36 protein-coding genes are annotated in these 19968 nt (G+C 59.9%); 11 read left to right on the top strand and 25 right to left on the bottom strand.

Annotated elements, in window-relative coordinates:
- Window positions 1-2 precede the first annotated feature (2 nt).
- From ABIE28_RS03525 to ABIE28_RS03410, 24 genes are all read right to left on the bottom strand, one after another.
- Entirely contained in the window at window positions 3-347 is a 345-nt protein-coding gene (locus tag ABIE28_RS03525) for a hypothetical protein (protein ID WP_354060177.1), read from the bottom strand.
- A gap of 3 nt (window positions 348-350) precedes the next feature.
- Entirely contained in the window at window positions 351-542 is a 192-nt protein-coding gene (locus ABIE28_RS03520) for a hypothetical protein (protein WP_354060175.1), read from the bottom strand.
- 66 nt (window positions 543-608) lie between these two features.
- The gene (locus tag ABIE28_RS03515) at window positions 609-1811 is read right to left on the bottom strand and encodes a phage major capsid protein (RefSeq protein ID WP_354060173.1); all 1203 of its coding nucleotides are present in this window, start codon (window positions 1809-1811) and stop codon (window positions 609-611) included.
- A gap of 40 nt (window positions 1812-1851) precedes the next feature.
- The gene (locus ABIE28_RS03510) at window positions 1852-2547 is read right to left on the bottom strand and encodes an HK97 family phage prohead protease (protein WP_354060171.1); all 696 of its coding nucleotides are present in this window, start codon (window positions 2545-2547) and stop codon (window positions 1852-1854) included.
- Window positions 2537-3760: a phage portal protein gene (locus ABIE28_RS03505; RefSeq protein ID WP_354060170.1), complete on the bottom strand. Its 1224-nt coding sequence runs from the start codon at window positions 3758-3760 to the stop codon at window positions 2537-2539. Before ABIE28_RS03505 ends, ABIE28_RS03510 begins: the two co-directional genes overlap by 11 nt.
- The gene (locus ABIE28_RS03500; RefSeq protein WP_354060168.1) at window positions 3757-5535 is read right to left on the bottom strand and encodes a terminase large subunit; all 1779 of its coding nucleotides are present in this window, start codon (window positions 5533-5535) and stop codon (window positions 3757-3759) included. The genes ABIE28_RS03505 and ABIE28_RS03500 overlap by 4 nt, the downstream gene beginning before the upstream one ends.
- Window positions 5532-6101 (bottom strand): hypothetical protein, encoded by a 570-nt coding sequence (locus ABIE28_RS03495; RefSeq protein WP_354060166.1) that lies wholly within the window; start codon window positions 6099-6101, stop codon window positions 5532-5534. The genes ABIE28_RS03500 and ABIE28_RS03495 overlap by 4 nt, the downstream gene beginning before the upstream one ends.
- A 378-nt stretch (window positions 6102-6479) precedes the next feature.
- Window positions 6480-6845, bottom strand: coding sequence for an HNH endonuclease (locus ABIE28_RS03490; RefSeq protein ID WP_354060164.1), 366 nt, complete (start codon window positions 6843-6845; stop codon window positions 6480-6482).
- Between the two features lie 45 nt (window positions 6846-6890).
- Window positions 6891-7130 (bottom strand): hypothetical protein, encoded by a 240-nt coding sequence (locus ABIE28_RS03485; RefSeq protein WP_354060162.1) that lies wholly within the window; start codon window positions 7128-7130, stop codon window positions 6891-6893.
- A gap of 374 nt (window positions 7131-7504) precedes the next feature.
- Complete coding sequence (locus ABIE28_RS03480) at window positions 7505-7699, bottom strand: hypothetical protein (RefSeq protein WP_354060160.1); 195 nt, start codon at window positions 7697-7699, stop codon at window positions 7505-7507.
- A 396-nt stretch (window positions 7700-8095) separates the two neighbouring features.
- Window positions 8096-8689: a transcription termination/antitermination NusG family protein gene (locus tag ABIE28_RS03475; protein ID WP_354060158.1), complete on the bottom strand. Its 594-nt coding sequence runs from the start codon at window positions 8687-8689 to the stop codon at window positions 8096-8098.
- Between the two features lie 44 nt (window positions 8690-8733).
- Window positions 8734-9375: a metallophosphoesterase family protein gene (locus ABIE28_RS03470; protein WP_354060156.1), complete on the bottom strand. Its 642-nt coding sequence runs from the start codon at window positions 9373-9375 to the stop codon at window positions 8734-8736.
- Window positions 9372-9791 carry a hypothetical protein gene (locus ABIE28_RS03465; protein WP_354060155.1) on the bottom strand — a complete coding sequence of 140 codons (420 nt, stop codon included), beginning with the start codon at window positions 9789-9791 and terminating at the stop codon, window positions 9372-9374. Before ABIE28_RS03465 ends, ABIE28_RS03470 begins: the two co-directional genes overlap by 4 nt.
- A complete protein-coding gene (locus ABIE28_RS03460) occupies window positions 9788-9979 on the bottom strand; it encodes a hypothetical protein (protein ID WP_354060153.1) in 192 nt (63 codons plus the stop codon). The genes ABIE28_RS03465 and ABIE28_RS03460 overlap by 4 nt, the downstream gene beginning before the upstream one ends.
- Window positions 9976-10341 carry a hypothetical protein gene (locus tag ABIE28_RS03455; RefSeq protein ID WP_354060152.1) on the bottom strand — a complete coding sequence of 122 codons (366 nt, stop codon included), beginning with the start codon at window positions 10339-10341 and terminating at the stop codon, window positions 9976-9978. The genes ABIE28_RS03460 and ABIE28_RS03455 overlap by 4 nt, the downstream gene beginning before the upstream one ends.
- A complete protein-coding gene (locus tag ABIE28_RS03450; RefSeq protein ID WP_354060150.1) occupies window positions 10338-10952 on the bottom strand; it encodes a YdaU family protein in 615 nt (204 codons plus the stop codon). The genes ABIE28_RS03455 and ABIE28_RS03450 overlap by 4 nt, the downstream gene beginning before the upstream one ends.
- Entirely contained in the window at window positions 10949-11521 is a 573-nt protein-coding gene (locus ABIE28_RS03445) for a helix-turn-helix domain-containing protein (protein ID WP_354060148.1), read from the bottom strand. The genes ABIE28_RS03450 and ABIE28_RS03445 overlap by 4 nt, the downstream gene beginning before the upstream one ends.
- Window positions 11522-11559: 38 nt before the next feature.
- Window positions 11560-11730, bottom strand: coding sequence for a hypothetical protein (locus ABIE28_RS03440; RefSeq protein ID WP_354060147.1), 171 nt, complete (start codon window positions 11728-11730; stop codon window positions 11560-11562).
- Window positions 11727-11888 (bottom strand): hypothetical protein, encoded by a 162-nt coding sequence (locus ABIE28_RS03435; RefSeq protein WP_354060145.1) that lies wholly within the window; start codon window positions 11886-11888, stop codon window positions 11727-11729. The genes ABIE28_RS03440 and ABIE28_RS03435 overlap by 4 nt, the downstream gene beginning before the upstream one ends.
- A gap of 5 nt (window positions 11889-11893) precedes the next feature.
- Window positions 11894-12151 carry a hypothetical protein gene (locus ABIE28_RS03430; protein ID WP_354060143.1) on the bottom strand — a complete coding sequence of 86 codons (258 nt, stop codon included), beginning with the start codon at window positions 12149-12151 and terminating at the stop codon, window positions 11894-11896.
- Entirely contained in the window at window positions 12138-12587 is a 450-nt protein-coding gene (locus ABIE28_RS03425; protein ID WP_354060141.1) for a hypothetical protein, read from the bottom strand. Before ABIE28_RS03425 ends, ABIE28_RS03430 begins: the two co-directional genes overlap by 14 nt.
- 650 nt (window positions 12588-13237) lie before the next feature.
- Complete coding sequence (locus ABIE28_RS03420) at window positions 13238-13480, bottom strand: DUF2312 domain-containing protein (protein ID WP_354060139.1); 243 nt, start codon at window positions 13478-13480, stop codon at window positions 13238-13240.
- Window positions 13481-13771 carry a hypothetical protein gene (locus ABIE28_RS03415; protein ID WP_354060137.1) on the bottom strand — a complete coding sequence of 97 codons (291 nt, stop codon included), beginning with the start codon at window positions 13769-13771 and terminating at the stop codon, window positions 13481-13483. It lies immediately after the preceding gene.
- Entirely contained in the window at window positions 13768-13998 is a 231-nt protein-coding gene (locus tag ABIE28_RS03410) for a transcriptional regulator (protein ID WP_354060136.1), read from the bottom strand. The genes ABIE28_RS03415 and ABIE28_RS03410 overlap by 4 nt, the downstream gene beginning before the upstream one ends.
- A gap of 82 nt (window positions 13999-14080) precedes the next feature.
- Here ABIE28_RS03410 and ABIE28_RS03405 point away from each other — a divergent pair, with 82 nt between their 5' ends.
- Both ABIE28_RS03405 and ABIE28_RS03400 read left to right on the top strand, forming a co-directional pair.
- Window positions 14081-14857 (top strand): XRE family transcriptional regulator, encoded by a 777-nt coding sequence (locus ABIE28_RS03405; protein ID WP_354060134.1) that lies wholly within the window; start codon window positions 14081-14083, stop codon window positions 14855-14857.
- Between the two features lie 24 nt (window positions 14858-14881).
- Window positions 14882-15751, top strand: a complete 870-nt coding sequence (locus ABIE28_RS03400; RefSeq protein WP_354060133.1) for a hypothetical protein — start codon at window positions 14882-14884, stop codon at window positions 15749-15751.
- Between the two features lie 174 nt (window positions 15752-15925).
- On the opposite strand, the gene ABIE28_RS03395 is transcribed toward ABIE28_RS03400, so the two are convergent.
- Window positions 15926-16234: a hypothetical protein gene (locus ABIE28_RS03395; protein WP_354060131.1), complete on the bottom strand. Its 309-nt coding sequence runs from the start codon at window positions 16232-16234 to the stop codon at window positions 15926-15928.
- A 180-nt stretch (window positions 16235-16414) separates the two neighbouring features.
- Between ABIE28_RS03395 and ABIE28_RS03390 the strand changes: the two genes are divergently transcribed.
- From ABIE28_RS03390 to ABIE28_RS03350, 9 genes are all read left to right on the top strand, one after another.
- Window positions 16415-16717, top strand: a complete 303-nt coding sequence (locus ABIE28_RS03390; RefSeq protein WP_354060129.1) for a hypothetical protein — start codon at window positions 16415-16417, stop codon at window positions 16715-16717.
- Window positions 16718-16784: 67 nt separating this feature from the next.
- Complete coding sequence (locus ABIE28_RS03385) at window positions 16785-17123, top strand: hypothetical protein (RefSeq protein WP_354060127.1); 339 nt, start codon at window positions 16785-16787, stop codon at window positions 17121-17123.
- Window positions 17123-17353, top strand: a complete 231-nt coding sequence (locus ABIE28_RS03380) for a hypothetical protein (RefSeq protein WP_354060126.1) — start codon at window positions 17123-17125, stop codon at window positions 17351-17353. The genes ABIE28_RS03385 and ABIE28_RS03380 overlap by 1 nt, the downstream gene beginning before the upstream one ends.
- Before the next feature lie 5 nt (window positions 17354-17358).
- Window positions 17359-17700: a hypothetical protein gene (locus ABIE28_RS03375; protein WP_354060124.1), complete on the top strand. Its 342-nt coding sequence runs from the start codon at window positions 17359-17361 to the stop codon at window positions 17698-17700.
- Window positions 17701-17827: 127 nt separating this feature from the next.
- Window positions 17828-18166 carry a hypothetical protein gene (locus ABIE28_RS03370; protein WP_354060122.1) on the top strand — a complete coding sequence of 113 codons (339 nt, stop codon included), beginning with the start codon at window positions 17828-17830 and terminating at the stop codon, window positions 18164-18166.
- Window positions 18163-18531: a hypothetical protein gene (locus tag ABIE28_RS03365; protein ID WP_354060121.1), complete on the top strand. Its 369-nt coding sequence runs from the start codon at window positions 18163-18165 to the stop codon at window positions 18529-18531. The genes ABIE28_RS03370 and ABIE28_RS03365 overlap by 4 nt, the downstream gene beginning before the upstream one ends.
- The gene (locus tag ABIE28_RS03360; protein WP_354060120.1) at window positions 18532-18738 is read left to right on the top strand and encodes a hypothetical protein; all 207 of its coding nucleotides are present in this window, start codon (window positions 18532-18534) and stop codon (window positions 18736-18738) included.
- Window positions 18738-19244 (top strand): siphovirus Gp157 family protein, encoded by a 507-nt coding sequence (locus ABIE28_RS03355; protein ID WP_354060119.1) that lies wholly within the window; start codon window positions 18738-18740, stop codon window positions 19242-19244. Before ABIE28_RS03360 ends, ABIE28_RS03355 begins: the two co-directional genes overlap by 1 nt.
- On the top strand, window positions 19241-19966 hold the full coding sequence (locus ABIE28_RS03350; protein ID WP_354060118.1) for a Rad52/Rad22 family DNA repair protein: 726 nt from the start codon (window positions 19241-19243) through the stop codon (window positions 19964-19966). Before ABIE28_RS03355 ends, ABIE28_RS03350 begins: the two co-directional genes overlap by 4 nt.
- Window positions 19967-19968: the final 2 nt, after the last annotated feature.

Below are 19968 nucleotides of genomic sequence, written 5' to 3'. Positions count from 1 at the left end.
GGCTATGCTGCCGCCACGGCTGCGGTCGGGGCACTGGTGGCAGAAGCCTCGCCCTTCCAATTCTTGCCGGTCACAGTGACGGTGATCGTCTTAGTCGCCTCGGCGGCCTTGAGCAGACAGGTCTTTGCGGTCGCCCCGGCGATATCAAGCCCGCCGGCCTTCCATTGGTATTTGAACTCGGGAGCTTCACGCCCGGTCCAAGTCCCGTTGTTCGCCGTCAGTGTCTGGCCAACCGTTGCCGTGCCGGTAATCGTCGGCGCTACGGTGTTGGCCGGGGCCGCTGGCGGGCCGCCCTGAGCCCCGAGGAAGCCCGCATAACTGCGCTGGTGACTTGCTTTGCTGCGCATGGTTCAGCCCTTCTTCGACTTGGTGGCGACGGCTGGTTCAGCCTTGTTGGCCGTCTTGGCCTCGGCCTTCTTCAGGACGCCACCAGTAACGAGGTGGGAAACGTCGGCGGGAACCGCCTCGCGCGTGTCGCCCTCGTCATAGAGCCGGTCGCCTTCATGGCGGCGCAGCACGTTAAAAGTGACTTTCTCTGCCATGATGGCCTCCTTCGGTTCATAGAAAAGGCGGAGCCAAAACCCCGCCTTTCGTGATCAACCGAACGATTAAGCTACGCGGCCAAAATCGCCGTAGATGAACGCTTCCGGGCGGTACACGGCCAGGGCGAGGCGTTCTTCGGCGAGGACGGTGACGAGGTTCTTGATGAAGTCGTCCTCGTTCTCGGTGGCGACTTCCACGCGAGCCTGCCAGCGGTCGAATACCTGCGCGCCGAGCTTGAACGCCCCGGTCAGGAACTTGTCGACTGCGATCGCCTGCGTGGTCACCACCGGCAGCCCCCAGAGCGTCGGTGCAATCGAACCCTGCGGATTGCCGATGATGTAGTTGCCGCCGGCATCCTTCAGAGTTTCGATCCATGCCCAATCGATTGGGTTCATCACGTGGCCAGTAGCGGGGTATTCTGCCAGGGCGGCTTGCAGCATGGCCAAGCGCATCAGGTCGATGCTGGTCGGACTGGTCAAGGTGATCGGAGCGGCGAAGGCGGTTGCCTGCGGGATGATGCCCAGCAGGTTCTGGCCGGTGCCGTCGCCGTTGAGCAATTGGCCTTCTTCCTTGAACGCGAGGCCGAACAGAAGGCGCTGGTCGATGATCGAGCGCAGCTGCGGAATATCGCTCAGGACCTGGCGGGAAGCCTTCATCCAGTGGGCGATAACCTTGGCCGAGGTCGACTTCAGATCCAGCTTGATATCGGAACCGGCCTTGGCGGCGCCTTCAGCAACCATACCCGCGTTGTTCGTGAAGCCTGTTTCCTGCACGTATTCCAGCGCGCTACCGTCCATCTGGCCGGGCGAGATGAGGTCACGCACGGTCATACGGCGCTGGGGAATTTCCAGAATGCCAGCGAGACGGGTAGGACGAACGGCGTCGCCAACAGAGCCGGCCGCGTCAGTGGTTAGGCTGGTCAGCGTTGCCTTGGCCTGGAAGTCGATGCGACCACGCGGGTTTGCCTGCGCCATGAAGGCCTTCACCTTCTCGTCTTCGGCGAACTGCTCACCGAAGGACTTGGCACGTTCGACGCCGCCACCAGCACCTTCAGCAACACGCTGTTCGAGCTGAGAAAGCTGCTCGTTCAGGCCGTTCATCTTGATCAGCGCCTCGTCGGCCTGATCCTTGATGGCGGTGCTGATCTCGCCGGATTTCTTGGCTTCGCCAAGCGCGGTCTCCGCGATTTCCTTCACCTTGTCCAGCGACTGCTGGAATGCGTTCTTCACTTCGCCGGCAAGTTGCTCGGCGGTCTTTTCGTCGGCCATAGGGGTTCTCCGTTTGGCTATGTTGGGAATTTGGCCCGCGCTAGGCGCTCAAAAGAGCCCGTAGGAATGCGGTCCCGTTGTCAGCCGCCACGGCAGGTTCCCCCTGCCCCTTAAGACAGACGCGCGCGGCACGCTCTGCCTCCGAATTCGAGAAGCCCAAACCCTTGAGCCAGGTCTCGAATTCGCGCTCAGTCAGCCGGTCCCCGGCCTTGAGCTTATCGGTCAACTGGTGGGCAGCTTTGAGCGCCTTGACGCTCGTGATCGTCGCGTTTTCGTTCGCGCCGATGCTGACCACCGAAACTTCCTTCAGGTCTAGCTTTTCCAGCGTCCAGACGCCGGTGTCAGTGTCGACCTTGTATTCCTTGATGCGATAGCCGATCGAGAGGCCGTCGATATCGCCATTTTTGAGCAGCGCGTGCGCTTCACGGGCGCGCTGCACGTCCATGTTGAGCCGCCCGCGCAGGAATAGTCCCTTGGCGTCCTCGTCGGCCTCGGTCCACTTGCCAATCGGCTCGTCCCGGTTGTGCTGCCAGAACATCTTGGGCATCGTGCCGGCCGCCTTGTGGGCCGTCAGGCTCTCGGCGAAGGCGCCAGCTGCAATGACGTCGCCATAACTGTCGGGCTCCCCGCCGAATGTCGAACCGTAACCCTCAAACTCGCCGTTGTCCTTGAGCGCCTTGATCTCCAAGACCGGCGCCGAGTGAGGATTGCTGAAACCAGCGTCTTTAAACAGCATTTTCTGCCTCCAGTTGCCCAGCCTCGGTGATCGGGACGTTCTGCATCTGCATACGCGGCACCTCGCCGCCATCAACCGGCGGCATGTTCTCGAGAGAACGAACTTCGTTGATGGTCATCCAGCCGTTTCGAAGGCCGGATTCGTAAAACTTGGACCAGCCCGCGCTGTCACCTCGCAACAGGCCTTCCAGATTGAATTCAATGGTGATACCGCGCGCCAGATCGTCAGGCGTCAGCAACTGCTTCATCAGCGCCTGTTCGATGCGCTTCAGCCGGCGGCGGAGCGAGAATTTCACGAAACCGAGCGTCTGCTGCTCGATGCCGGTGCCCCAGCTGGTCGACTTTTCGGTATGCCCAACCATATGGGGCGGGACGCCGAACAGCCGGCAGATTTCCTCGACCGAAAACGCCCGAGATTCCAGCATTTGGGCGTCTTCAGGGTTGAGCGATAGCGTCGAAACGGTCTGCCCGCCCTCGGCGATGAAGGGTCGACCGGCGTTCATGGCACCGAGGAACTTCTCCTCAAGGGCTCGCTCGACGTCGGCGCGCTGCGTGCCGGTCAGGAATTCCTTGAACGATATGACAATGCTTGGGAGCATGCCATTTTTGAATGTCTTGGTGGCCGCCGCGTTGATGCCAGTGGCTAGGTCAAAGGTCTTGCGGCCATATTCCAGCGTCGACAGTCCGCCGAGCGGGTTGCCGCCGAAGCCGCGAATGTGCAGCACCGTTTCGTCGGTTTCATCCCAAGACTTGCCGTCGACCGTCCAGCGATAGCCGATGCGGCCACCGGACAGCTGCCGAACCGACATGGTGTCGGGATAAATCGGCACCAACCCAACCACTTTGCCTTGGCTTTTGACCTTGCGGGCAAAGCCATTGCCGCGCAGCTCAAGGCTGGCACAGACGAACTCCCAGAAATCGAGGGCCGTTTGCTGGCTGTTCGGGCTGTCATGCAGCACCCGATAGAGCGGATGATCCTTGGCGACCTCGCGGGAACCATCGTTTGCTGTGCGATAGACCATCACCGGCAGGGATGCCTGCGTGCCAACGAGAAGATTTACGCAAGCCCAGGCCGTCGAGAGGCCAAGGACAGCGCTCTCCGTCATCGCCACGCCGGTAATCGTGTCGCTGTCGCTGTTGCGCCAGTGCGCAGGATCTCGGATTGAGATCGGCCCCTTAATCAGTGTGAGCAGCGCAGCCTTAAATCGGTTCATGCTGCCCCCGTCAGGCTCTTCAGGTAGTCATTCAGGCCTGCGCCTTGCGCTGCCGGGTTCCGTGACATCAGCGCCACGGCATTAAACATCGCCATTGCCGGATCAATCTTTGCATCGCCGGCAGTTTGTTTCGTCGCCCGGATGCCGGTCGCCGTCGGCTCAATCTTCAAGTTCGGTACGCACCAGTTCATCAGCGGGCCGCCGGAATGCTTCAGCAGACCGGAGGCTAGCCGACGCTCGGCACCCTTGATGCTGCTCATCATCCAGCCGCCTTGCGGTGCCGCGACGAGAAGCCCGGCCTCTTGCGTGACCCCGATTTCATCGAGTGCATCTTCCATTTCGCCGAGACCGGAGGCGTCGACGGCCACGCCGCCCAGCAAGCCCATGGTCTGGATGCGGCTGATGTGCTCGATGATCGTTGCGACGTCGCCGAGCGGATCATCCAAGATGGTCAGTTCTCCCGCCACCTGGATGCGCTGCAGGGTCGTGGCGATCTTCGCTCGACGTGTCAGCACACCCTTGTGGCACCATGCATGGGACCACGAGAGCCAGCGCTTCATCTTTCGAGTAACGGGCACGCCATCGATCTCGACCCGAACCTCGATTTCGCCCGGCTCTCGGCCGAGGATATTGAGGCCAAACAAATCGTCCAAGCCGCCGCCGTCGATTCCCACGACAACCACTTCACTGCGCTCGATCAGTCGATCAAGGGCCTCGTAGTGAGGTAGACCGGCAAGCTCGGTATCTTCGGCTTCTGTCCAGTGGTCGGCACCCGCCCAACGGTTTGACCGCAGGTTCATGCCGATTTCGACATTGAGGTGCTTGGCCAGGAAGGTCGCGAGCGTGGTCTTGTCGCCCGAAAGCTCCTTGATCATCTCCTCTTCCAGCCACTCTTGGCTGACGGACCGCCCCATGTTCGGGTTGGTCACATAGAAGTTGGCCGGTTCCTCATAGGCCTTGGCCTCGACCATCTTGTCCGGGAACTCGTAGAGCACCGGCAAAAACTTGCGATTGACGATCTGGCCGTCCCGCACCTGGCGTGCATAGTCCAGTTTCGCCTTGAACACCCCAGCTGGCGGCTCATCGCTCTGCGTCGAGAGCGAGATGATGAAGCCTTCCGGCCGCGACACCAGCCCGCCAGTCGCTTCACGCAGCATGGCATCGGCACCGGCTCGTTTCCCAAACACCCAAAGCTCGTCAATCAGGATGCGACCTGACTTCTTGCCCGACACGGTGTCGGTGTCAGCCGCTACGACCTTGAGCACGGCGTCATTGCCCAGGTGCTTGATGGTCCGAATATGGTCCTGCACCGTGAGGAACCCGCCCTCACCCGCGTTCGCGTCCAACTCTGGATCGGCACGCACCATCGCGGCGGCTGGCTTGTAACTGTTCTGCGCAACCTCGATCGTCGGCGCCAGGATCAGCAATTCTTCGTTGTGTCGCCAGTTGACGATCAGCGCCGTAAGCATGATGGCCGCCGCAATGGTCGACTTCGTGTTCTTCTTGCTGATCAGCAGGAAAAACTCAGTCACAAGCTGCTTGCCGGTCTCCGCGTCGTATGAGCCGAAGATCGCGGCGACGAAATCGAACACCCACTGGTCGCTGACTTCGCCGAATGTCGGCTGCCCAGGCAGATCCACCACCTTGAGCGCCTTGAACACGCCTAGGGCATAGTCGGCTTCGGACTGAAACAAAGGGCGAAACGGGATCAGCGACCGCTGGGCGACAATCCGTTTCTCCCAGTCAGGACAAGCTGTCGTCCACTCCGGCGTCATTTACCTACAACCGATAGTTGAGGCGGGCCCGGACGCGGCGCAAACTTGCCGCCCGGCGACGTCGACGCCTCGGCCGCGCTCTTCTGTGCCGCCTTTTTGCCCTTCGGCGCTTCGCTTGCCGTCTCGCCCATCGTCTTGAGCGCCAACGCGATCGTCTGCAGCGTCTTGGCGCGGGTCGGCAAGCTCACAGCTTGTTTCAGCGCCTGCTGGCGTGCGGGGTCCTCTTCGGACATCTCGATGATCGTTTCGAGTTCGCCGTGATGGAGCGTCTCAGCGGCCAGTTCATCGAGCAACCGATCAGCGAGGTTTCGACCGCGCCCGATGACCTCTTCGACTTTCGTGATTTCAGTGCGCGCAGGCGGCAATACTTCGCCGTGGTACGCACCCGCGTTCTGCTGCGTACCTTTGACCGATTTACTGCGTACCCATCCCTTTGCCTTGGCCCGCTTGCGGATGGCGCCTTCTGAGATGGAGAACCAGCCGGCAATCTCCCGGATACTGCGGGTTGTGGTGCAATAGTCGCGTTCAATCCCCGCCCAGTCGACGGTCTTGTTAGCGTCGGTCATGAGGGGTTTTAGCCTTGGTACGCACTGGCGATTTTGCAGCCAGCAAAAAAATCTCTACGTGGGGGCGTCGTGGGTCCGGGCGGCGAGGCCTTTCCAGACTTTCCGATACCCCCCCCGGACCCTCGTTTGGTGTCCCAACCATTCGGCGCGCAGGTTTATCCCGTTCGTCAATGATGAAAGGCAAAACGATGAAACTGATCGAAATAGGAAGCATACGGGCGGAAGGTAAAGCGCCCCGCTATTACGTGGCCGAGGATGGTCGCATTGTCGCCTACCTGCCTAGCTGGGATACGGCGGCGACCCATGCATGCGAACTGTGTGCCTCATTAGGCTTTGTCGCCTACCGGGGTGTTCGCTAACAACAGTTGGCGCTGGTGGCTACCGCTGCCGGCGCTCCTGCCTCTGCTTCTCGCTGTCATGCCAAGCCTTGGTGACTGCCTGCAGATTGTTGACGTCCCAAAACAACTCGGGATCGCCATGGTGCTGCTTGATGTGATCAACCACCGGGCTGTCAGGTGTATTGGTACTGCCCAACAGGATCACGCCTGTCTGCTGGCATGTGTAGAGATCGCGGGCCAACACCTCTTGGCGTAGGGCCTGCCACCTGGCTGACTTGTACCAGCCTCGTACTGTGGCATCTGGGCTGTAGCGCTTGTCCCTGATCTCTCGGGGGCTTTTCAGTCTCGGCGCGATAGCTGAGAGACGGGGCTTGAGTGTGCGGAGGGGCTTGCGCTTGTCGGCCATACAACTCCTATCCCTGGCTGTTATGCCAAGGGCTGGGGAATGGGGTTAGGGTTGGAATGCAGAGCCTAGTTCGGGGCGATCTTCGGCTTCGACGCAGTAGGCGTTGATGTCTGCGGGCATGATGACCGCGCCATCGAGCCGGACATGTGGATTTGCTGCCATTCCTGCATGGATCTCGGCGATCATCTCAGCGGCGCGGCTATGGCAAGCGGCCATGTCGTAAGGTAGCGGCCCCCATGTTGCGCCGATGTCACCGAACGCAACGAGCAATAGCCAGAGCTTCATGCTGTCTCTCCAATGCAAAAGCCCCAACGGTTAGGGAGGGGCTGAAAGGGTGGTGCCGAAATGCTGACTCAGGCCCAATTTTCGCTGTGCAATCAACACCTTGAGGCGGTGCTCAAACGGCCAAACTGGCACCCTGCATCAGGTGATTTCCTCTAAGACGATTCACACCCTGAAACCCCAGCATTTCCGGGGCTTTGCGGGTGATTCCCTGCCCGTTTTCGGCATAACGATTCATACCCTCGCGGATGGCTTCGAGCGGGCGATCATTTGCTACGGGACCGGGAATGGTGTACCGCCGCGCTCGATGGGGATTGAGGCGACCCGCCAACATCCTGTGTAGGGGCGCGTGGCTGGAAGCCTCAAACTGGGTATGGTCACAGCAGGCCGGGGGAGCCGTATCGCTCAACAGGCGGCGGATAGTCAGTGACAGCAATGACCGCGCCGTCGCGGATCAGGTTGTAGAACCCGCTGTCCTCATTGCCGCCGCGATCCAGGAGCTGATCTGCCAGCGTCCCTTCCTCTATCCACACGTCGTCAAGATCTGCGAAATCTTCTGTGACCCGGAACACGCTGCGCTCCAATGCACTTACCTGCTGGGAGAGATTGAGGCGGGCCGGTCTGGTTTCCGGCGGGCGACGAATTCCCCACTTACCGCACACGTCCGGTGCTTGTGTCGGCCCGAAGCCGCCGCCTCAAACTGTATGCCCCTATTGGGGGAATTGGGCCGGGACAGGATAGATGTCACCCTCCCGGCATGCGCCGTTTGCAACCGACGACTTCGAGGATAGGCGCCTCGCACGTTGCCATCGAGAGTTCCCGATAGCGACCTCTGAATTTTGGGTGCAAAAACCATACGATACCTAGTTGGTATCTGGGCCTGCCGCGCCTCGGCTCAATGGCTGGCGACGGATCGCATGGTCATCCTGCAATGAACGTGCCGTGATTTGCGTCGAAATGCAAGAAGATTAGGCGGCTTCCACATGGTTCATGCCCACTTTATTCGACCAATCGAGCAAACCCTGCAATTTCTTGGCACGCTCACCCGACACAGTGATGACCATGGGGCGGTTTGAAGATGCCTCGCTCTTGAGCAGCATGCTCGACCGGATAACGCCCCTGCCCTGCATTGAGATCAGCGGCACGGAGCGTTCCACCTCGACCTGCTCGCCATTGACCTTCACCATGACCTTGTGGCGCTCAACCGTCAGGTGCCCGTCTGTCTGATAGCCTCGATACTTGATCCATTCCCGGCTGGCCGTGTCGATGCGGCGCGGACGATGGTCGACAGATAGGACGCCGTTGACCACATGCAGCGCCATGACGCGGAACCAGTTTGGAGCCTCCGGAAAGCCCACGAAGATCGTTCCTGGTATGGAGGCATGCGCCACTTCCATCTTGCCCTTGCTGTAGCGCGTCTTCTTGCGGAAGCGGCTTTCGGTCGGGATGAAGGTCACGCAGCCCATGCGGTTGAGAATGTGGCCGGCGACGTATTCCTTCTGGCGAACCACATCGAGCGCGTACCAGTGATACTCGTCATCCTCGTAAACCCGTTTGCCCATCTATCTGCCCCTTCTGGTCTATCTGTATTAGTCGGTGGTGGTGGTTAGGCCGTGACATCGATGAAGCTGACCGGGCCGCCTGCCCTGTCATCATCGAAAACAGCCACGACGAGGCGGCCTGTGAAAACGGCGCCGGTATCGAGATTGGTTCGCCCCGCGTAGAGTTCCGGCCCGCCCCTGTGCGGCGTGTGGCCGTGGACGATATGCAAGCCGGGATAGGTGATATCCGCGTTCTCCGGGTATCTGGTCCAAAGCAACATCGTCTCGCTTTGGCCGTCGAGCGGCTTGGTTGGATCGATGGCCGCGTGGACAAACACCCGATGCTTGTCAGCATGGATCATGGGAAGACGCTGCGCCCATTCGAGGTGCGCCGCTGGCACTGTCCCACCGTAGCTTTCCAGTGTCGCGTCGCCGCCATTGTTAAGCCACCAACCACGGTCAGGGCCGCTATGGCAGGCGACCATCATGTCTTCGTGGTTGCCCTTGAGCGTCACCCATTCCCAGCCCTGCGGAGGGCCTGCAATGAGGCGGTCAACAACCTGCTTGCTGGCGGGGCCGCGATCCACATAGTCACCGAGGAACACGACCTTCCCGCCGCTGTGATAGCTTTCCTCAATGCGAGTGAGCGCCTTCTCCATCAGGTCAAATCGACCGTGCAGATCGGCTATTGCGAATGTCTTGCTCATCTTCCTGCCCTATCCTTCTTGGCTGGGGAGTGGGGAACGGAGGGTTTCTTGCTGAGGATGCGCGCCACTGGCTCGCCAATCCGCTCTCGAATTTCTTCGATGGACAACTTCGCGTGGGCGGCGCAGACAGCATCATCGATGCGACCACTGAAGTCGGGCAACTTGTCCCGAGCCCAATCAATGCCGTCCTCTGTCCAGCGGGCCAGCCAAGCGAAAGCCAAGTGCAGAATGGCAACCGGCACGAGCGGGATGAGAACAGGGACCGCCAGTGATGCTCTTGCGCCACGCCAGAACGAAGCACGATTAAGCTCTCCCCGAATTTCCGGGCAGGCAGCAGCAATGCGCCGAACACGAAAGTAGCCACGCTGAGGGACAATGGCCCGCCATGGCAGCTTGTCAGTGATCCAATGGCTCATCTCGTGTTCCTTTCCTGCGCCTGCTGGCGGATCTCGGTTTCAAATGCTGCGTACGCTGTGAGGGTCAGAATGATCCCCTCGGCTATATCGACGGCGGCTTGTGTCTCTGGCTTGGTCTTGAGGAGTTCCCTGCCCTTGTCCCGGTGGCGCTCCATGTAGGAAATCTGGGAGGAGAGAGGGACGATCATGCGGCGGCCCCGAATAGGTCGAGCTGGTCAGGAACAAGCGTATCGAGCCAGCCAATGATGGCGGCTGCATCCCGACACTCCCCGGCGCGTGGGCCGACCTTCCGGCGCAGATAGGCCGACGCAGCGTCGATGGCAGCTTCGCGGCTGCTGGCCCGATAGCTGTCACGGTCGCAAAGCGGCGAGCACGCGCCCCAGCAGTCAGCGCCCCAGAGCTGAAAGCCCGTCGCCCAGATCCAGTGCGGGCCGATGAAGGCCAGATCGATTTCGGCAATCGGGCCGCCCTTCCAGCCCTTGACCGGGCGTGGAAGCTCAAGTCGCTCTTGGGCCTGATAGACGCCATGCTCGTTGCAGATCGGGCTCATGCCGCATGCTCCCCAAGACCGGCCTTGGCCTGTGCCACGACTTCGCGAGGGAACGGGAAGCGCTGGAGGTAAACCTTCACGTTACCGTTGATGGCCTCGCAGGCTTTGAAGAGGTCTTCGTCTCGAATTCGGTCGAGCAAAATGGTCGGGGCTTCTTCACCCCCTACCAAAACCAAATTTCCCTCTTTCTTTATTTGATGTTGATTTTGAGTGGCGCGCGTAGGCTGCACCGACGCTGGACGCGTACCATTGAATTTATTGGTGTTTGTCCGATTTTCAGCGGTTTTATTTCCGCCTTTCGAGCCGTTTTCAGCGCGTTCTTGAGCGTCTTTCGCGGCGTTTTCGATCTCTTTTTCGGCGCGTTCGTTCGTGAGGTATCCGTCAACGACATGGATTTTGCCGAGGCCGATCAGCTTTTCCCGGATCGCATTCCACTTCCGAACAGAGCAATTGCAGACGCCAGCGATGTACCGTGGCTCGTCTGGGACTGGGCCGCCGCGCACATACATCAGATCGAGAACAAGGCTGTAGGCGCCCTTCTCTTCGAGCGTGAGGCCTACTGTGCCAGCGATGAAGTTATCCGGGAACCGGCGATACCAGGGACGGCTCATAACACTGCCGCCTCTCGACCGTATTTTGACTTTTGCCGATAATCTGAGCGCTTGAGGCCTAGATGATGGGCGATGACCTTCACTGACAGCGGATTGCAGCCGTATTCCTCGGCGACGATCGAAGGCGGAATGTTGTGCTGATAAGCACGCGTCACAGCCCGTTGGAGCGCTGTGGTCGCCTTCGGCTTCGGCATGAAGCGACCATTCGCACCGTGCCGTCTGTAGGCGTTCGGCCGGGAGAATGGGCTGACTGCAGCCTGCGGTTTTACTGTGATCGGCCGCTCAACAAGCTTTGTTCGCGCGCCGAGTTTCTTGAGCGCGTGAAGGACAGTCGTGTGGTCGCGGTTAAAGTGGCGGCCAACATTGGGCATACTCATCTGGGTGTGGCGATAGGTGGCCGCCATCGCCTCATGCCTGGCAGCGACGAGGGCTCTGTCTCTGTGCGTCCCGAGAATGTCGCGCTGCATGACGCCATGCTTGAGCGCGACCAGGGACAGGATAAACCGCCATGAAGCCGGGGCGAGCATGTTGACGGCTCGAAAGTGCGGCAGGAAATGTTCTTCGGGCATGTATCCGCCCTTCCCTGCTTCTGTGTGGGGGGATGGGGTCACGCGGCTATCCTCCGGTCAATTTCAGCGTCGGCAACAAGCTGGTCAGCTTCCCGCTTGCTCAAACCCATGGCTTGGCGGCGCTTGCGGCGCGCAACGTGCATGTCAGGGGTCGAGAGTTCCCAGCGACGGGTTTCGAGCTCGGCTATGGCCCATTGGTGAAGGGTCATGCCCGCAGTCCTTTCGCTTCTTCGGTTTTCTTGACGCCAGCCGCCAGCTTGGCGATCATCTGCCGCTTGGAGATTTCAGCGGCCATCTCGGCTTCGGATGCGCCCTTGCGGGCAGGCTTGTGAGCCGATAGCCGAGCGAGAACATCTTCCGAGCGCATCGCCCCTACTCCGCTGCCTTGAGGGAAACGACGTTCGGCGCTGACAACATGGCCAGCGCTTCCCCGATATCGGAGAGCTGGTCATTGAGCCCGTCGCGCTGGGCGCTCAGAACGTCATGCAGCGCCAGCAGATCGACGCGGCGCTCATCCTGCTCTGCGCGGACGCGGGCGGCGTGGGAGCCTTTGACGTATGAGGCGACTTTGGCGTCCCTTGCCGGCTGCGCCTCGGTGCCTGGAACTGCAGTTGTGCTACGAGTGGTCATTTAGTCCTCCTGTTCGGTCTGTTGAACGCCTGCGCGGGTTCGCTTCCGCTGCTTGCGTTTCGTTCGTGCGATCAGCCTGGAAGCGCGCCAGTTGAGCCACCATCCGGTCACGAGCCGGACCGGCCGGAAGCGCCTCAATAAGTTTGAGGTTCTCGGCAATCTTGGCCTCCATGGTTTGGGTTTCCGCGAGATAGGCGCGGTACAAGCTGCGGTAGATGCTGCCTGCGATGTCTTTGGGTTTGCGATATCGGAGTGCCCATAGGGCTTGCTCGGGAAGCTTGTGCTTGCGGGCTGCGCGTGAGCGGGCAGCATCAATCGTATCGCCGGGGCCGCGATGTTCGCGCCTAACCAGCAGATCGGCCCAAGTGGCGGCCTCATCAACAACAGAGATGTCAGTCATTGGCTTTTGCTCCGCGAGCAAAGAATCCTTGCGCATGCGTCAATCCGTTCTCGTTAGGGTGAACCCAACGAGACGAGTGAGACGACGAAAGGCGATTGAGAGAATGATCCACGTCAGCGATGCACTTAAGGAGTGGCTGGCGCGGCAGGATATGAGCGCGGGTCCGGTTGGCGCCGGTCGCGCGGAAAAGGCAGCGAGCGCCCCGAAACTCGGGGAGGAGGAGGATACGAACCTCGGAACGCTCGCTTACGGCTGGGAGGGACAGCCGATGGGAATGGGAATGGGTGCCGGGACCAAAGCCCCGGCCAGTCAACAGGAACGTCAGTACAGATTTGGACAAGGCCGCAGCCCTGTCCTTGAGGTTCACTCGAACCCCAACTTGAGCGACATGCCCAAGCGCGGGCCGACACGTCCCCAAAGCGAGCGAATGCCCCCGCTCGGTGTCGGTCCACGTTTGAGCATGATCATTGGCGGCAAGGTTTGACCCCGCCGCCGATTGAACAGCGGATGCCCTGGAAGCGGCTGACCAAGCGCGGCCATAGATGGGCGAAAGCGCAGAAGCCATTACCGCACCCCGCCGAGGACGTGCAGCAAGCCGCCAGCGATCAGCACCAGGACGAGCCCGACAACCAATGCCCACAGAACCGGCGCTGTATCGACTGAGAGACGGCGGGCGCGGGTCATGGTCAGACCATATCCAGCGCGGACATATAGAGTTCGAGGATCGCCTCTTGCTCGTCGTAGGTCTGCTTGTCCTTGCGAATGTTGACGATGCGCTTGAGCACCTTGCAGTCAAAGCCATTGCCCTTGGCCTCTGCGTAAATCTCCTTGATGTCGGCGCCGATGGCCGCCTTTTCCTCTTCCATGCGCTCAATGCGTTCGATGAACGCCCGCAATTGGTCCTGTGCTACCGAGTCCTCGACGGCCATCTATTCCTCCGAATTAATTTTGTGAGCAGTGCTCACACTGGCTTTTCGCGCCAGCGTTTCTGCAGCCTTGCGGCGCCCTTCTTCGCGGCGAGCTTGGTTCGCCTCGCGTTCGGCGGAGTGCCGGTCCCATTCTTCCTGCGCGAGGGCCTTCGCGGCTTCCTCGGTGTCGCTCTGGAAGCGAACGGGCAGATAGGCGCCGTTGGCTTCGACAATGAACGCCAGCCAGGACTTGCGGGCTTCGGCATTGGTGCTGTGATAGGTGACGATGCGCACCGTCTCTGGCTTGCTCATTGGATCATCATCTCTGGCTGGGGAATGTCAGAGGGGTTGATGAAGATCGCCGCCAAGTCGGGGCGGATCTGCTCACGGGGGATGCCCGTGATGCGTTCCATGTCCAAAACGCGCTCGGCCGGAACGCGCGTCCAGCTGTACAAAGCTTGGTGCTTGATCCCGAGCGCAGTGGCGAGGGCGACTAGCCCCCCAGATTTCTCAGCAGCAACTTCAACGATTTTGATCATGCACAATAGTAGGCAGTAGTTACGTAATATGTCAACTGCCTACGTAGGTGATTACGGCGTAAGCTCTGGCTACGTTTGTGAAATGGACACCATCGGCACACGGATTAAGTTTGCGCGGAAGCTACGCGGCCTCACCCAAGAGGACGTGGCCAAGCACTTTGGTATCAATCGCGTTTCCGTGGCTCAGTGGGAGGGGCGAGGGAACTCACCCGAGCCTGACAAAATCCCCGAGCTGGCACGCATGCTTTCAACGACCAGCGACTGGCTGATCAAGGGCATCGGCAAGCCCCCAGCGGATGACGACATCAAAGAACTTAGCGTACAGCCTCTTGATGACGAGGCGCCTTGGGCGCCCTCGCCCGACGCTGACGGCGAAGGCTACGAAAGGGATCATTTTGTCCCGGCCATACCAGGAGCCATACCCGAACTCGACGCCAAGGCTGGCGCAGGTGAAGGCGCAGTTGGCGAGGTCATGGTTATTCCGGTGGGGAATGGCACCATCTCTGCGCACAAGATCGTGGACGAGTGGCGCATCCCTCCAGCCTATCTGCGAGAGGCAGTTTCAAACCCCGACAAGGCGATCGTTCTCGGCGTCCAAGGCGACAGCATGGTCCCGAATTATGCGCCCGGCGATAAGGTCATCATCGACCTGAGCGAACACGAGCTGCGCGCTGATGGCGTCTACCTGATCAGCGACGGATATTCAGAACCGCAGATCAAGCGACTGCAGCGGATCATGTTTGCAGTGCCGCCGCGGTGCAAAATCATCAGCGACAATCCGACCTATGAGGCCCAAGAAGTCGATGTCGACGCTCTGAGAATACTAGGGAAGGTGGCCGCATACGTCGGGCGACGCTAACGAGGGCATGCTGGGGGGCATTTTTTGGCAGACACGACTTATAGCGGGGAGCTGAGCCTTTATTTTAAGCTGGTCCCCGGGGAGAAAGCTGACCTTGAAGTCGTCGCCCAAGCGGCGCTGGATTGGGTTGCTGCACTACGGGCTGCCGCTCTCGAGATAGAGCCCACGGCGAAATTCCGTGTTGAGATTGTCGATGCCGTTGAGGGGAGCTTGCGCCTCAATGCCATCCTCGACTGGGCAGAAGATCAGCTTAAGAAGCTGGAAGGCAAAGAGGGTGCTCATTGGCGCGTCAAGAACCTGGCCATTGCACTCGCTGTGTTTGTTCCCTCAGTCGTTGTCCCAACCGCGTTGCCATATATCCTTCCTCCAACGCTAGAACTTAGCGAAGAAGACCGGTCTCGCCTGGATGCACTGATCAGAGAGACGAGCGACAAACCTCCAGTGCGCGAAAAACGCAAACGGTTTTTCCAAACCGTTGAACGAGACCCGTCCATTGAAGGCGTCGGCATTGCTGAGAACCACGAGAGCGAGCCACTGCATATAATTCCGAAGTCGGATTTCGCAGAACTCGGCGGGGTGTGGGCAATTCTGGAAGAGGAGGAAGAGGAGCGGACTGTTTGGCCCGTACTCGATGTCACGCTCATCAGCCCCACACTGGCCAAACGAGCTGGAGCATGGCGCTTTCAGGCCCCTGGATTGCCGGAATTCTCAGCCACGATGAAAGACCCTCGGTTTCTTGAAGCACTCGAGCAAGACCATGTGCGTGAACGCTTGAGGTTCGGCATCCAGATGAAAATTAAGCTGAGAGTGGACGAAAAGAAGGTCGGCGGCATCTGGACGCCCAAGAAGGGTGGACGGTCTGTGATCGAGGTGCTTTCTCCATCAATCGACTAACGCCGACGAGACAGCCAAAGCACGGAAAGAAGGCCAAAGAGCGCAAGGCAAGCGACCAGGAATGTCACCAACGGCGACAGCCGCCAAAAGCCAAAGAGCGAGACCAACGTTGTAAGGATTATCGCCAGGCCAGACAGCCAACGCCTGCTAGACGGATCGGATGGAACTTTCATTTCAGTAAAGCTGTTCCATCTCTTGCTCGGCTCTGCCCACTGCTTGAAGCAAGTCAGGCACAATTAGCGGATCCAGCAGCCGATGCATTGTAACTGCATCGATATCATCCCCCTCCTCTGCCGTACCAATTACCGGGATGATGCTGAAGTCGTCGTCATCCGCCATTCCGCCTTCGAACGCCTCCAAGGCGTCGAATTCATAGTGCGGATACTCGCGCCTTAGCGCGTCCATGATCGCTTTCTTCTCGTCATAGCTTGCAGCCATGAGCCTTGTCGGAAAGACAACGGTGAAGCGTGTCACGTCACGCATTTTGTTCTCCTTATGTTCTGACCCGCATTAACGACTCAGAAAACAGAGAGAGTCGAGCGGGAAATTACCCTCGACCACCGGACGTAACTACTGCCTACTTTTGTTATTGACGATACCGTAGGCATTGGTTACATTCATCCTCATCGAAACGGCTACGGCCCAGATGAAGGATGACGGGGAATGGCACTGGATCACGGCGCGCTGAATGTCCCACTCAACAAGCGCGGCAACATCGACGCCCAGATCGACAGCTACAAGGCGCAGGTTGCCAAGGATGCCAAGGCGCGCCGGAAGCAAGCGGCAGTCGAGCGCGCAGCTCTGAAAGCCGAGGCTCTCGCTCTGTTCGGCGCCGTGACACTTGATCGTCTGGCCCAACTGGCAGAGCGAGCCAACCAGACGCCAGCCGCCGTCCGCGACTACCTCCGCTCGCAGTGCCATTGGCAACCCGCGCTCGTGATCAAGATCCTTTCCCAAGCCGCCTGACTTTGCCCCCTGCCGATCCCTCACCCGGTCGGCAGCAGAGAAAGCCATGCCCGCATAGGAGGCTAATGTGCCAGTTTACGACCTGACAGAGACAGTGACGCCACCGGGATACGGCGAGCCATCTGCTGAGCGCGTTGCTGAAACCGACGCCCTGCTGACTGCCTTTGCGGCGATCACCGACCACAAGACCTATTGGCCAGCTTACGGCGCTGTTGAGGCTCGCATGAACGCAGAAATGCGCATGGGTCGCTCCGCCGAGGCTGAACGTATTCGCGTCGAGATGAACCGGATCAACCGTTCGATCAAGCCGATGCTCAACGCGCAGTACGCCGCCATCAAAACCTATTCACTGGCAGAACTGGCCGAGCGCGCCGCTGCCGCAACCAAACAGCACGAGGCAGCATAATGGCCCGCATTGAAACGCTCACCATCAACGATGGCCAGATGCCGTCGATGGACCTCCGCGAAGTCAAGTATCGCTCGCTGAGCTTTGGCCCGCGCGACAAGTACGAAATCAGCCTTGAGGCTCATGGTCTGTCGGCTTCTCGCGGCCTGGAACTGGCCGACCTCGTTGCAATTCGGGACTGGTGCGAGGCGGCTATCACGGCTGCTGGCTATCAGGTCGCAGCGGAGTAAGGGCAATGGCTAACTGGCAGGACGAATATTGGCAGGAGTGCATCTCAATCGCTGCTGATGACTGCGGGCTTCTTCTGACCACTGCGCAGCTTGATTGCCTAGCGTCTTCGGTTCGCGGCGGTCACGAAAACTACGGCATGGCCAGCGGTGATGACGTGGCATCGTCAAACCTCTCTGCCTATCGCGACCGCGAAAAGGAAGATCTGCTCAAGGCCGTTCGTCGCGAGAAGGCAAAAGTGACTTGCCGAGAGTGCAACGGCCACGGTCGGATCACGATGCAAGCCGGTCCATGGACCAGCAACTCCGAGTGTTCGAAGTGCCGCGGCGAAGGGCGTCATGATCCATGACCACCCTCATCGGCTCAGGCCGCCCCCAGTTCATCATCCCCGTCAGCTTTCGAGATTGGGCCTCTAACGGCGCTCCTAAGCTGTCTCTCGCAAACACCGAAGCCAAATCGCTCGGTAGGAGGCATTCATGGCTGAGAAGAACCAAATCACCGTTCGCATCGAAAGCCGCTTCCCGGTTTTCATCGAAGCCGACGCCGATGCTTTCGGGCAGATATTCGCTTCGATGGCGTCTGACGAGCAATCTGCCGTGCTGGCGGCTATGGCCGAGCACATGCGCCCGCACCAGACGCAGTGGGACCACATCGCAATCGAGCTTGAGAAGCCCGAGAACGCCCAGACGCGTAGTGCGCTACAGCAGGCTTTGTTCCCCGAGGTCTATGCCCAAGCCTCCCGAATAGAGGAACTGGAGAAGGCGCTGCGCGAGATCGAGCGCACCGCCGTCGCTAACGCCGGGGGAACGCTGTGACCCTACCCGTTCCCTTCCGGCTCCACGTCCTCAAGCCAAACCTCGTCTCGAATGCCCACGAGTTCCCTGAGCGTTCGAATGTCGATGGCGGCTTGGCGCAAAAGCACCTGCAGCTCGCTTCGGGTCATTTCGGCAGGCTCGTCAGCAGCCTCAAGCAGTCGGTCCACAATGTCTGTCATCGCTTCCTCCACGGCAATGACAGCCTAGCACAAGAGCCCGTTGCCCGCACCTTCCGCGAGCAATTCCACGAAGCCGCGCTGCTCTGGGGCGTCATCGCCTTGAGCCTCCCCGCCTCAATCACCCTCGCCTATTTCGCCCGCTTTGAAAGCTGGCCTGACCTTTCATTTCTGATTGGAGGACTGTGAATGTCCGCAACTGCAACCAAAGGGCAAATGATCCTGGCAACCGGATACGCCCGCGACCTCATCGATGCCGTCTATGCAGCATCACAGCAGACCGAGGGCAGCGAAGCCCATTCCGCCAACATCGAAAAGGCGAGGAACGCAACAGCCCGCGTGGCCGAGTTGCTGCAGTGCCCCGATGTGGCCGAGCAGATCAGGAGCGCAGCATAATGGCTGACTACCTGACACTCGACGCGGCGAAACTCGAGAGCGAAATCCGCCACATGTTGGTGGTCTTTCCCGAGCTGGCAGACGATGAAGAATTGCGCCTCGATACGCTCGAGGGCGAAACCGACTTCAACCGCATCATGTCCCGGCTGGTCCGAGTTCGGAACGAGAAGCTGGCTGACGCCGAGGGGCTCGGCTCCTACATTGGCGACCTTTCCGAACGGAAGGCGCGGCAGGTGCGCGGCGCGGACGGGGTGAAGGCTTTGATGCTATCGCTCATGAGCGTCGCCGACCTTCCCAAGCTCGTGCTGCCCGAGGCGACCATCAGCGTCACGAAGCCCCGCTCGAGCGTAGAGGTGATCGATGTGGACGCCCTGCCCCAAGGCACCTTCTCCATTGTTCGCCAGCCCGACAAGGCCGCGATCAAAGCCCAGCTTGAGGCGGGCGATGATGTTCCCGGCGCCACGCTCAAGACCAGCGAACCCGGCCTGACAGTGAGGACGAAATGAACCTCCAGAACCTTCACGCCCCGTTCCCGCCTAATGAAATCGAATGGCGCGTTGGCAGCACCAAGGCCGACAAGTCCAGTGGGCTCGCCCTCGCGTACCTCACCGCCCGTCACGTCATGGAGCGGCTGGACGAAGTGTGCGGCGTCGGCAATTGGCAGGACCGCTACGAGTTCCACGGCAAGCGCACGGTTTGCTACCTCTCGATCCGTATCGGTGAAGAATGGGTGACGAAAGCCGATGGCGCTGGCGACAGCGATGTTGAGGCCGAGAAAGGCGCAATCTCTGATGCCTTAAAGCGCGCTGCCGTCAAATGGGGCGTTGGCCGATATCTCTACAGCCTTGGCAACACGTGGGTCGATCTGGAGGCGGCGGGCAAATCCGTGCGCATCAAAAAGACGGAGTTCGCGAAGCTGGCCAAGATGATGGAAGCCAAGTTCGGGCTCCCACCAAGCGACATGGGCGATGTGAACTTGGCCGCTGCCGAAGCGGTCGAAGCCGAAGAACAGGCAGCGCTTGTCTCTGCCCGCCACAAGATCAGGGACGCCCAAAACACCGACGAATGCCAGTCCGCCTTTGGCGAGGCCTGGAAGCAGTTCACGGATGACGAGGGCCGTAGGCAGCTCAAGGCGGAATACGACGCCCGCAAAGCTGCGCTTGGCACATCTCGCGTCGATCCAAATGCCCAATTCGATCAGATGGCCCGCGAGAGCGAGCCAGCGTAACT

Source organism: Devosia sp. 2618 (assembly GCF_040546815.1).
GTDB lineage: Bacteria > Pseudomonadota > Alphaproteobacteria > Rhizobiales > Devosiaceae > Devosia.
Note: the sequence above shows the minus strand (reverse complement) of the source record. Positions and strands in the feature narration are given on the sequence as shown.

What these genes read in the sequence shown, in the direction of transcription:
- ABIE28_RS03485 (WP_354060162.1), bottom strand. Translation starts at nt 7,130, where the DNA reads ATGAAGCTCTGGCTATTGCTCGTTGCGTTCGGTGACATCGGCGCAACA.
- ABIE28_RS03520 (WP_354060175.1), bottom strand. Translation starts at nt 542, where the DNA reads ATGGCAGAGAAAGTCACTTTTAACGTGCTGCGCCGCCATGAAGGCGAC.
- ABIE28_RS03505 (WP_354060170.1), bottom strand. Translation starts at nt 3,760, where the DNA reads ATGAACCGATTTAAGGCTGCGCTGCTCACACTGATTAAGGGGCCGATC.
- ABIE28_RS03425 (WP_354060141.1), bottom strand. Translation starts at nt 12,587, where the DNA reads ATGCGCAAGGATTCTTTGCTCGCGGAGCAAAAGCCAATGACTGACATC.
- ABIE28_RS03460 (WP_354060153.1), bottom strand. Translation starts at nt 9,979, where the DNA reads ATGATCGTCCCTCTCTCCTCCCAGATTTCCTACATGGAGCGCCACCGG.
- ABIE28_RS03465 (WP_354060155.1), bottom strand. Translation starts at nt 9,791, where the DNA reads ATGAGCCATTGGATCACTGACAAGCTGCCATGGCGGGCCATTGTCCCT.
- ABIE28_RS03415 (WP_354060137.1), bottom strand. Translation starts at nt 13,771, where the DNA reads ATGAGCAAGCCAGAGACGGTGCGCATCGTCACCTATCACAGCACCAAT.
- ABIE28_RS03500 (WP_354060168.1), bottom strand. Translation starts at nt 5,535, where the DNA reads ATGACGCCGGAGTGGACGACAGCTTGTCCTGACTGGGAGAAACGGATT.
- ABIE28_RS03510 (WP_354060171.1), bottom strand. Translation starts at nt 2,547, where the DNA reads ATGCTGTTTAAAGACGCTGGTTTCAGCAATCCTCACTCGGCGCCGGTC.
- ABIE28_RS03370 (WP_354060122.1), top strand. Translation starts at nt 17,828, where the DNA reads ATGGCTGAGAAGAACCAAATCACCGTTCGCATCGAAAGCCGCTTCCCG.
- ABIE28_RS03355 (WP_354060119.1), top strand. Translation starts at nt 18,738, where the DNA reads ATGGCTGACTACCTGACACTCGACGCGGCGAAACTCGAGAGCGAAATC.
- ABIE28_RS03350 (WP_354060118.1), top strand. Translation starts at nt 19,241, where the DNA reads ATGAACCTCCAGAACCTTCACGCCCCGTTCCCGCCTAATGAAATCGAA.
- ABIE28_RS03410 (WP_354060136.1), bottom strand. Translation starts at nt 13,998, where the DNA reads ATGATCAAAATCGTTGAAGTTGCTGCTGAGAAATCTGGGGGGCTAGTC.
- ABIE28_RS03395 (WP_354060131.1), bottom strand. Translation starts at nt 16,234, where the DNA reads ATGCGTGACGTGACACGCTTCACCGTTGTCTTTCCGACAAGGCTCATG.
- ABIE28_RS03525 (WP_354060177.1), bottom strand. Translation starts at nt 347, where the DNA reads ATGCGCAGCAAAGCAAGTCACCAGCGCAGTTATGCGGGCTTCCTCGGG.
- ABIE28_RS03430 (WP_354060143.1), bottom strand. Translation starts at nt 12,151, where the DNA reads ATGACCACTCGTAGCACAACTGCAGTTCCAGGCACCGAGGCGCAGCCG.
- ABIE28_RS03490 (WP_354060164.1), bottom strand. Translation starts at nt 6,845, where the DNA reads ATGGCCGACAAGCGCAAGCCCCTCCGCACACTCAAGCCCCGTCTCTCA.
- ABIE28_RS03380 (WP_354060126.1), top strand. Translation starts at nt 17,123, where the DNA reads ATGGCCCGCATTGAAACGCTCACCATCAACGATGGCCAGATGCCGTCG.
- ABIE28_RS03515 (WP_354060173.1), bottom strand. Translation starts at nt 1,811, where the DNA reads ATGGCCGACGAAAAGACCGCCGAGCAACTTGCCGGCGAAGTGAAGAAC.
- ABIE28_RS03420 (WP_354060139.1), bottom strand. Translation starts at nt 13,480, where the DNA reads ATGGCCGTCGAGGACTCGGTAGCACAGGACCAATTGCGGGCGTTCATC.
- ABIE28_RS03375 (WP_354060124.1), top strand. Translation starts at nt 17,359, where the DNA reads ATGGCTAACTGGCAGGACGAATATTGGCAGGAGTGCATCTCAATCGCT.
- ABIE28_RS03445 (WP_354060148.1), bottom strand. Translation starts at nt 11,521, where the DNA reads ATGCCCGAAGAACATTTCCTGCCGCACTTTCGAGCCGTCAACATGCTC.
- ABIE28_RS03455 (WP_354060152.1), bottom strand. Translation starts at nt 10,341, where the DNA reads ATGAGCCCGATCTGCAACGAGCATGGCGTCTATCAGGCCCAAGAGCGA.
- ABIE28_RS03405 (WP_354060134.1), top strand. Translation starts at nt 14,081, where the DNA reads ATGGACACCATCGGCACACGGATTAAGTTTGCGCGGAAGCTACGCGGC.
- ABIE28_RS03450 (WP_354060150.1), bottom strand. Translation starts at nt 10,952, where the DNA reads ATGAGCCGTCCCTGGTATCGCCGGTTCCCGGATAACTTCATCGCTGGC.
- ABIE28_RS03440 (WP_354060147.1), bottom strand. Translation starts at nt 11,730, where the DNA reads ATGACCCTTCACCAATGGGCCATAGCCGAGCTCGAAACCCGTCGCTGG.
- ABIE28_RS03470 (WP_354060156.1), bottom strand. Translation starts at nt 9,375, where the DNA reads ATGAGCAAGACATTCGCAATAGCCGATCTGCACGGTCGATTTGACCTG.
- ABIE28_RS03475 (WP_354060158.1), bottom strand. Translation starts at nt 8,689, where the DNA reads ATGGGCAAACGGGTTTACGAGGATGACGAGTATCACTGGTACGCGCTC.
- ABIE28_RS03390 (WP_354060129.1), top strand. Translation starts at nt 16,415, where the DNA reads ATGGCACTGGATCACGGCGCGCTGAATGTCCCACTCAACAAGCGCGGC.
- ABIE28_RS03435 (WP_354060145.1), bottom strand. Translation starts at nt 11,888, where the DNA reads ATGCGCTCGGAAGATGTTCTCGCTCGGCTATCGGCTCACAAGCCTGCC.
- ABIE28_RS03495 (WP_354060166.1), bottom strand. Translation starts at nt 6,101, where the DNA reads ATGACCGACGCTAACAAGACCGTCGACTGGGCGGGGATTGAACGCGAC.
- ABIE28_RS03360 (WP_354060120.1), top strand. Translation starts at nt 18,532, where the DNA reads ATGTCCGCAACTGCAACCAAAGGGCAAATGATCCTGGCAACCGGATAC.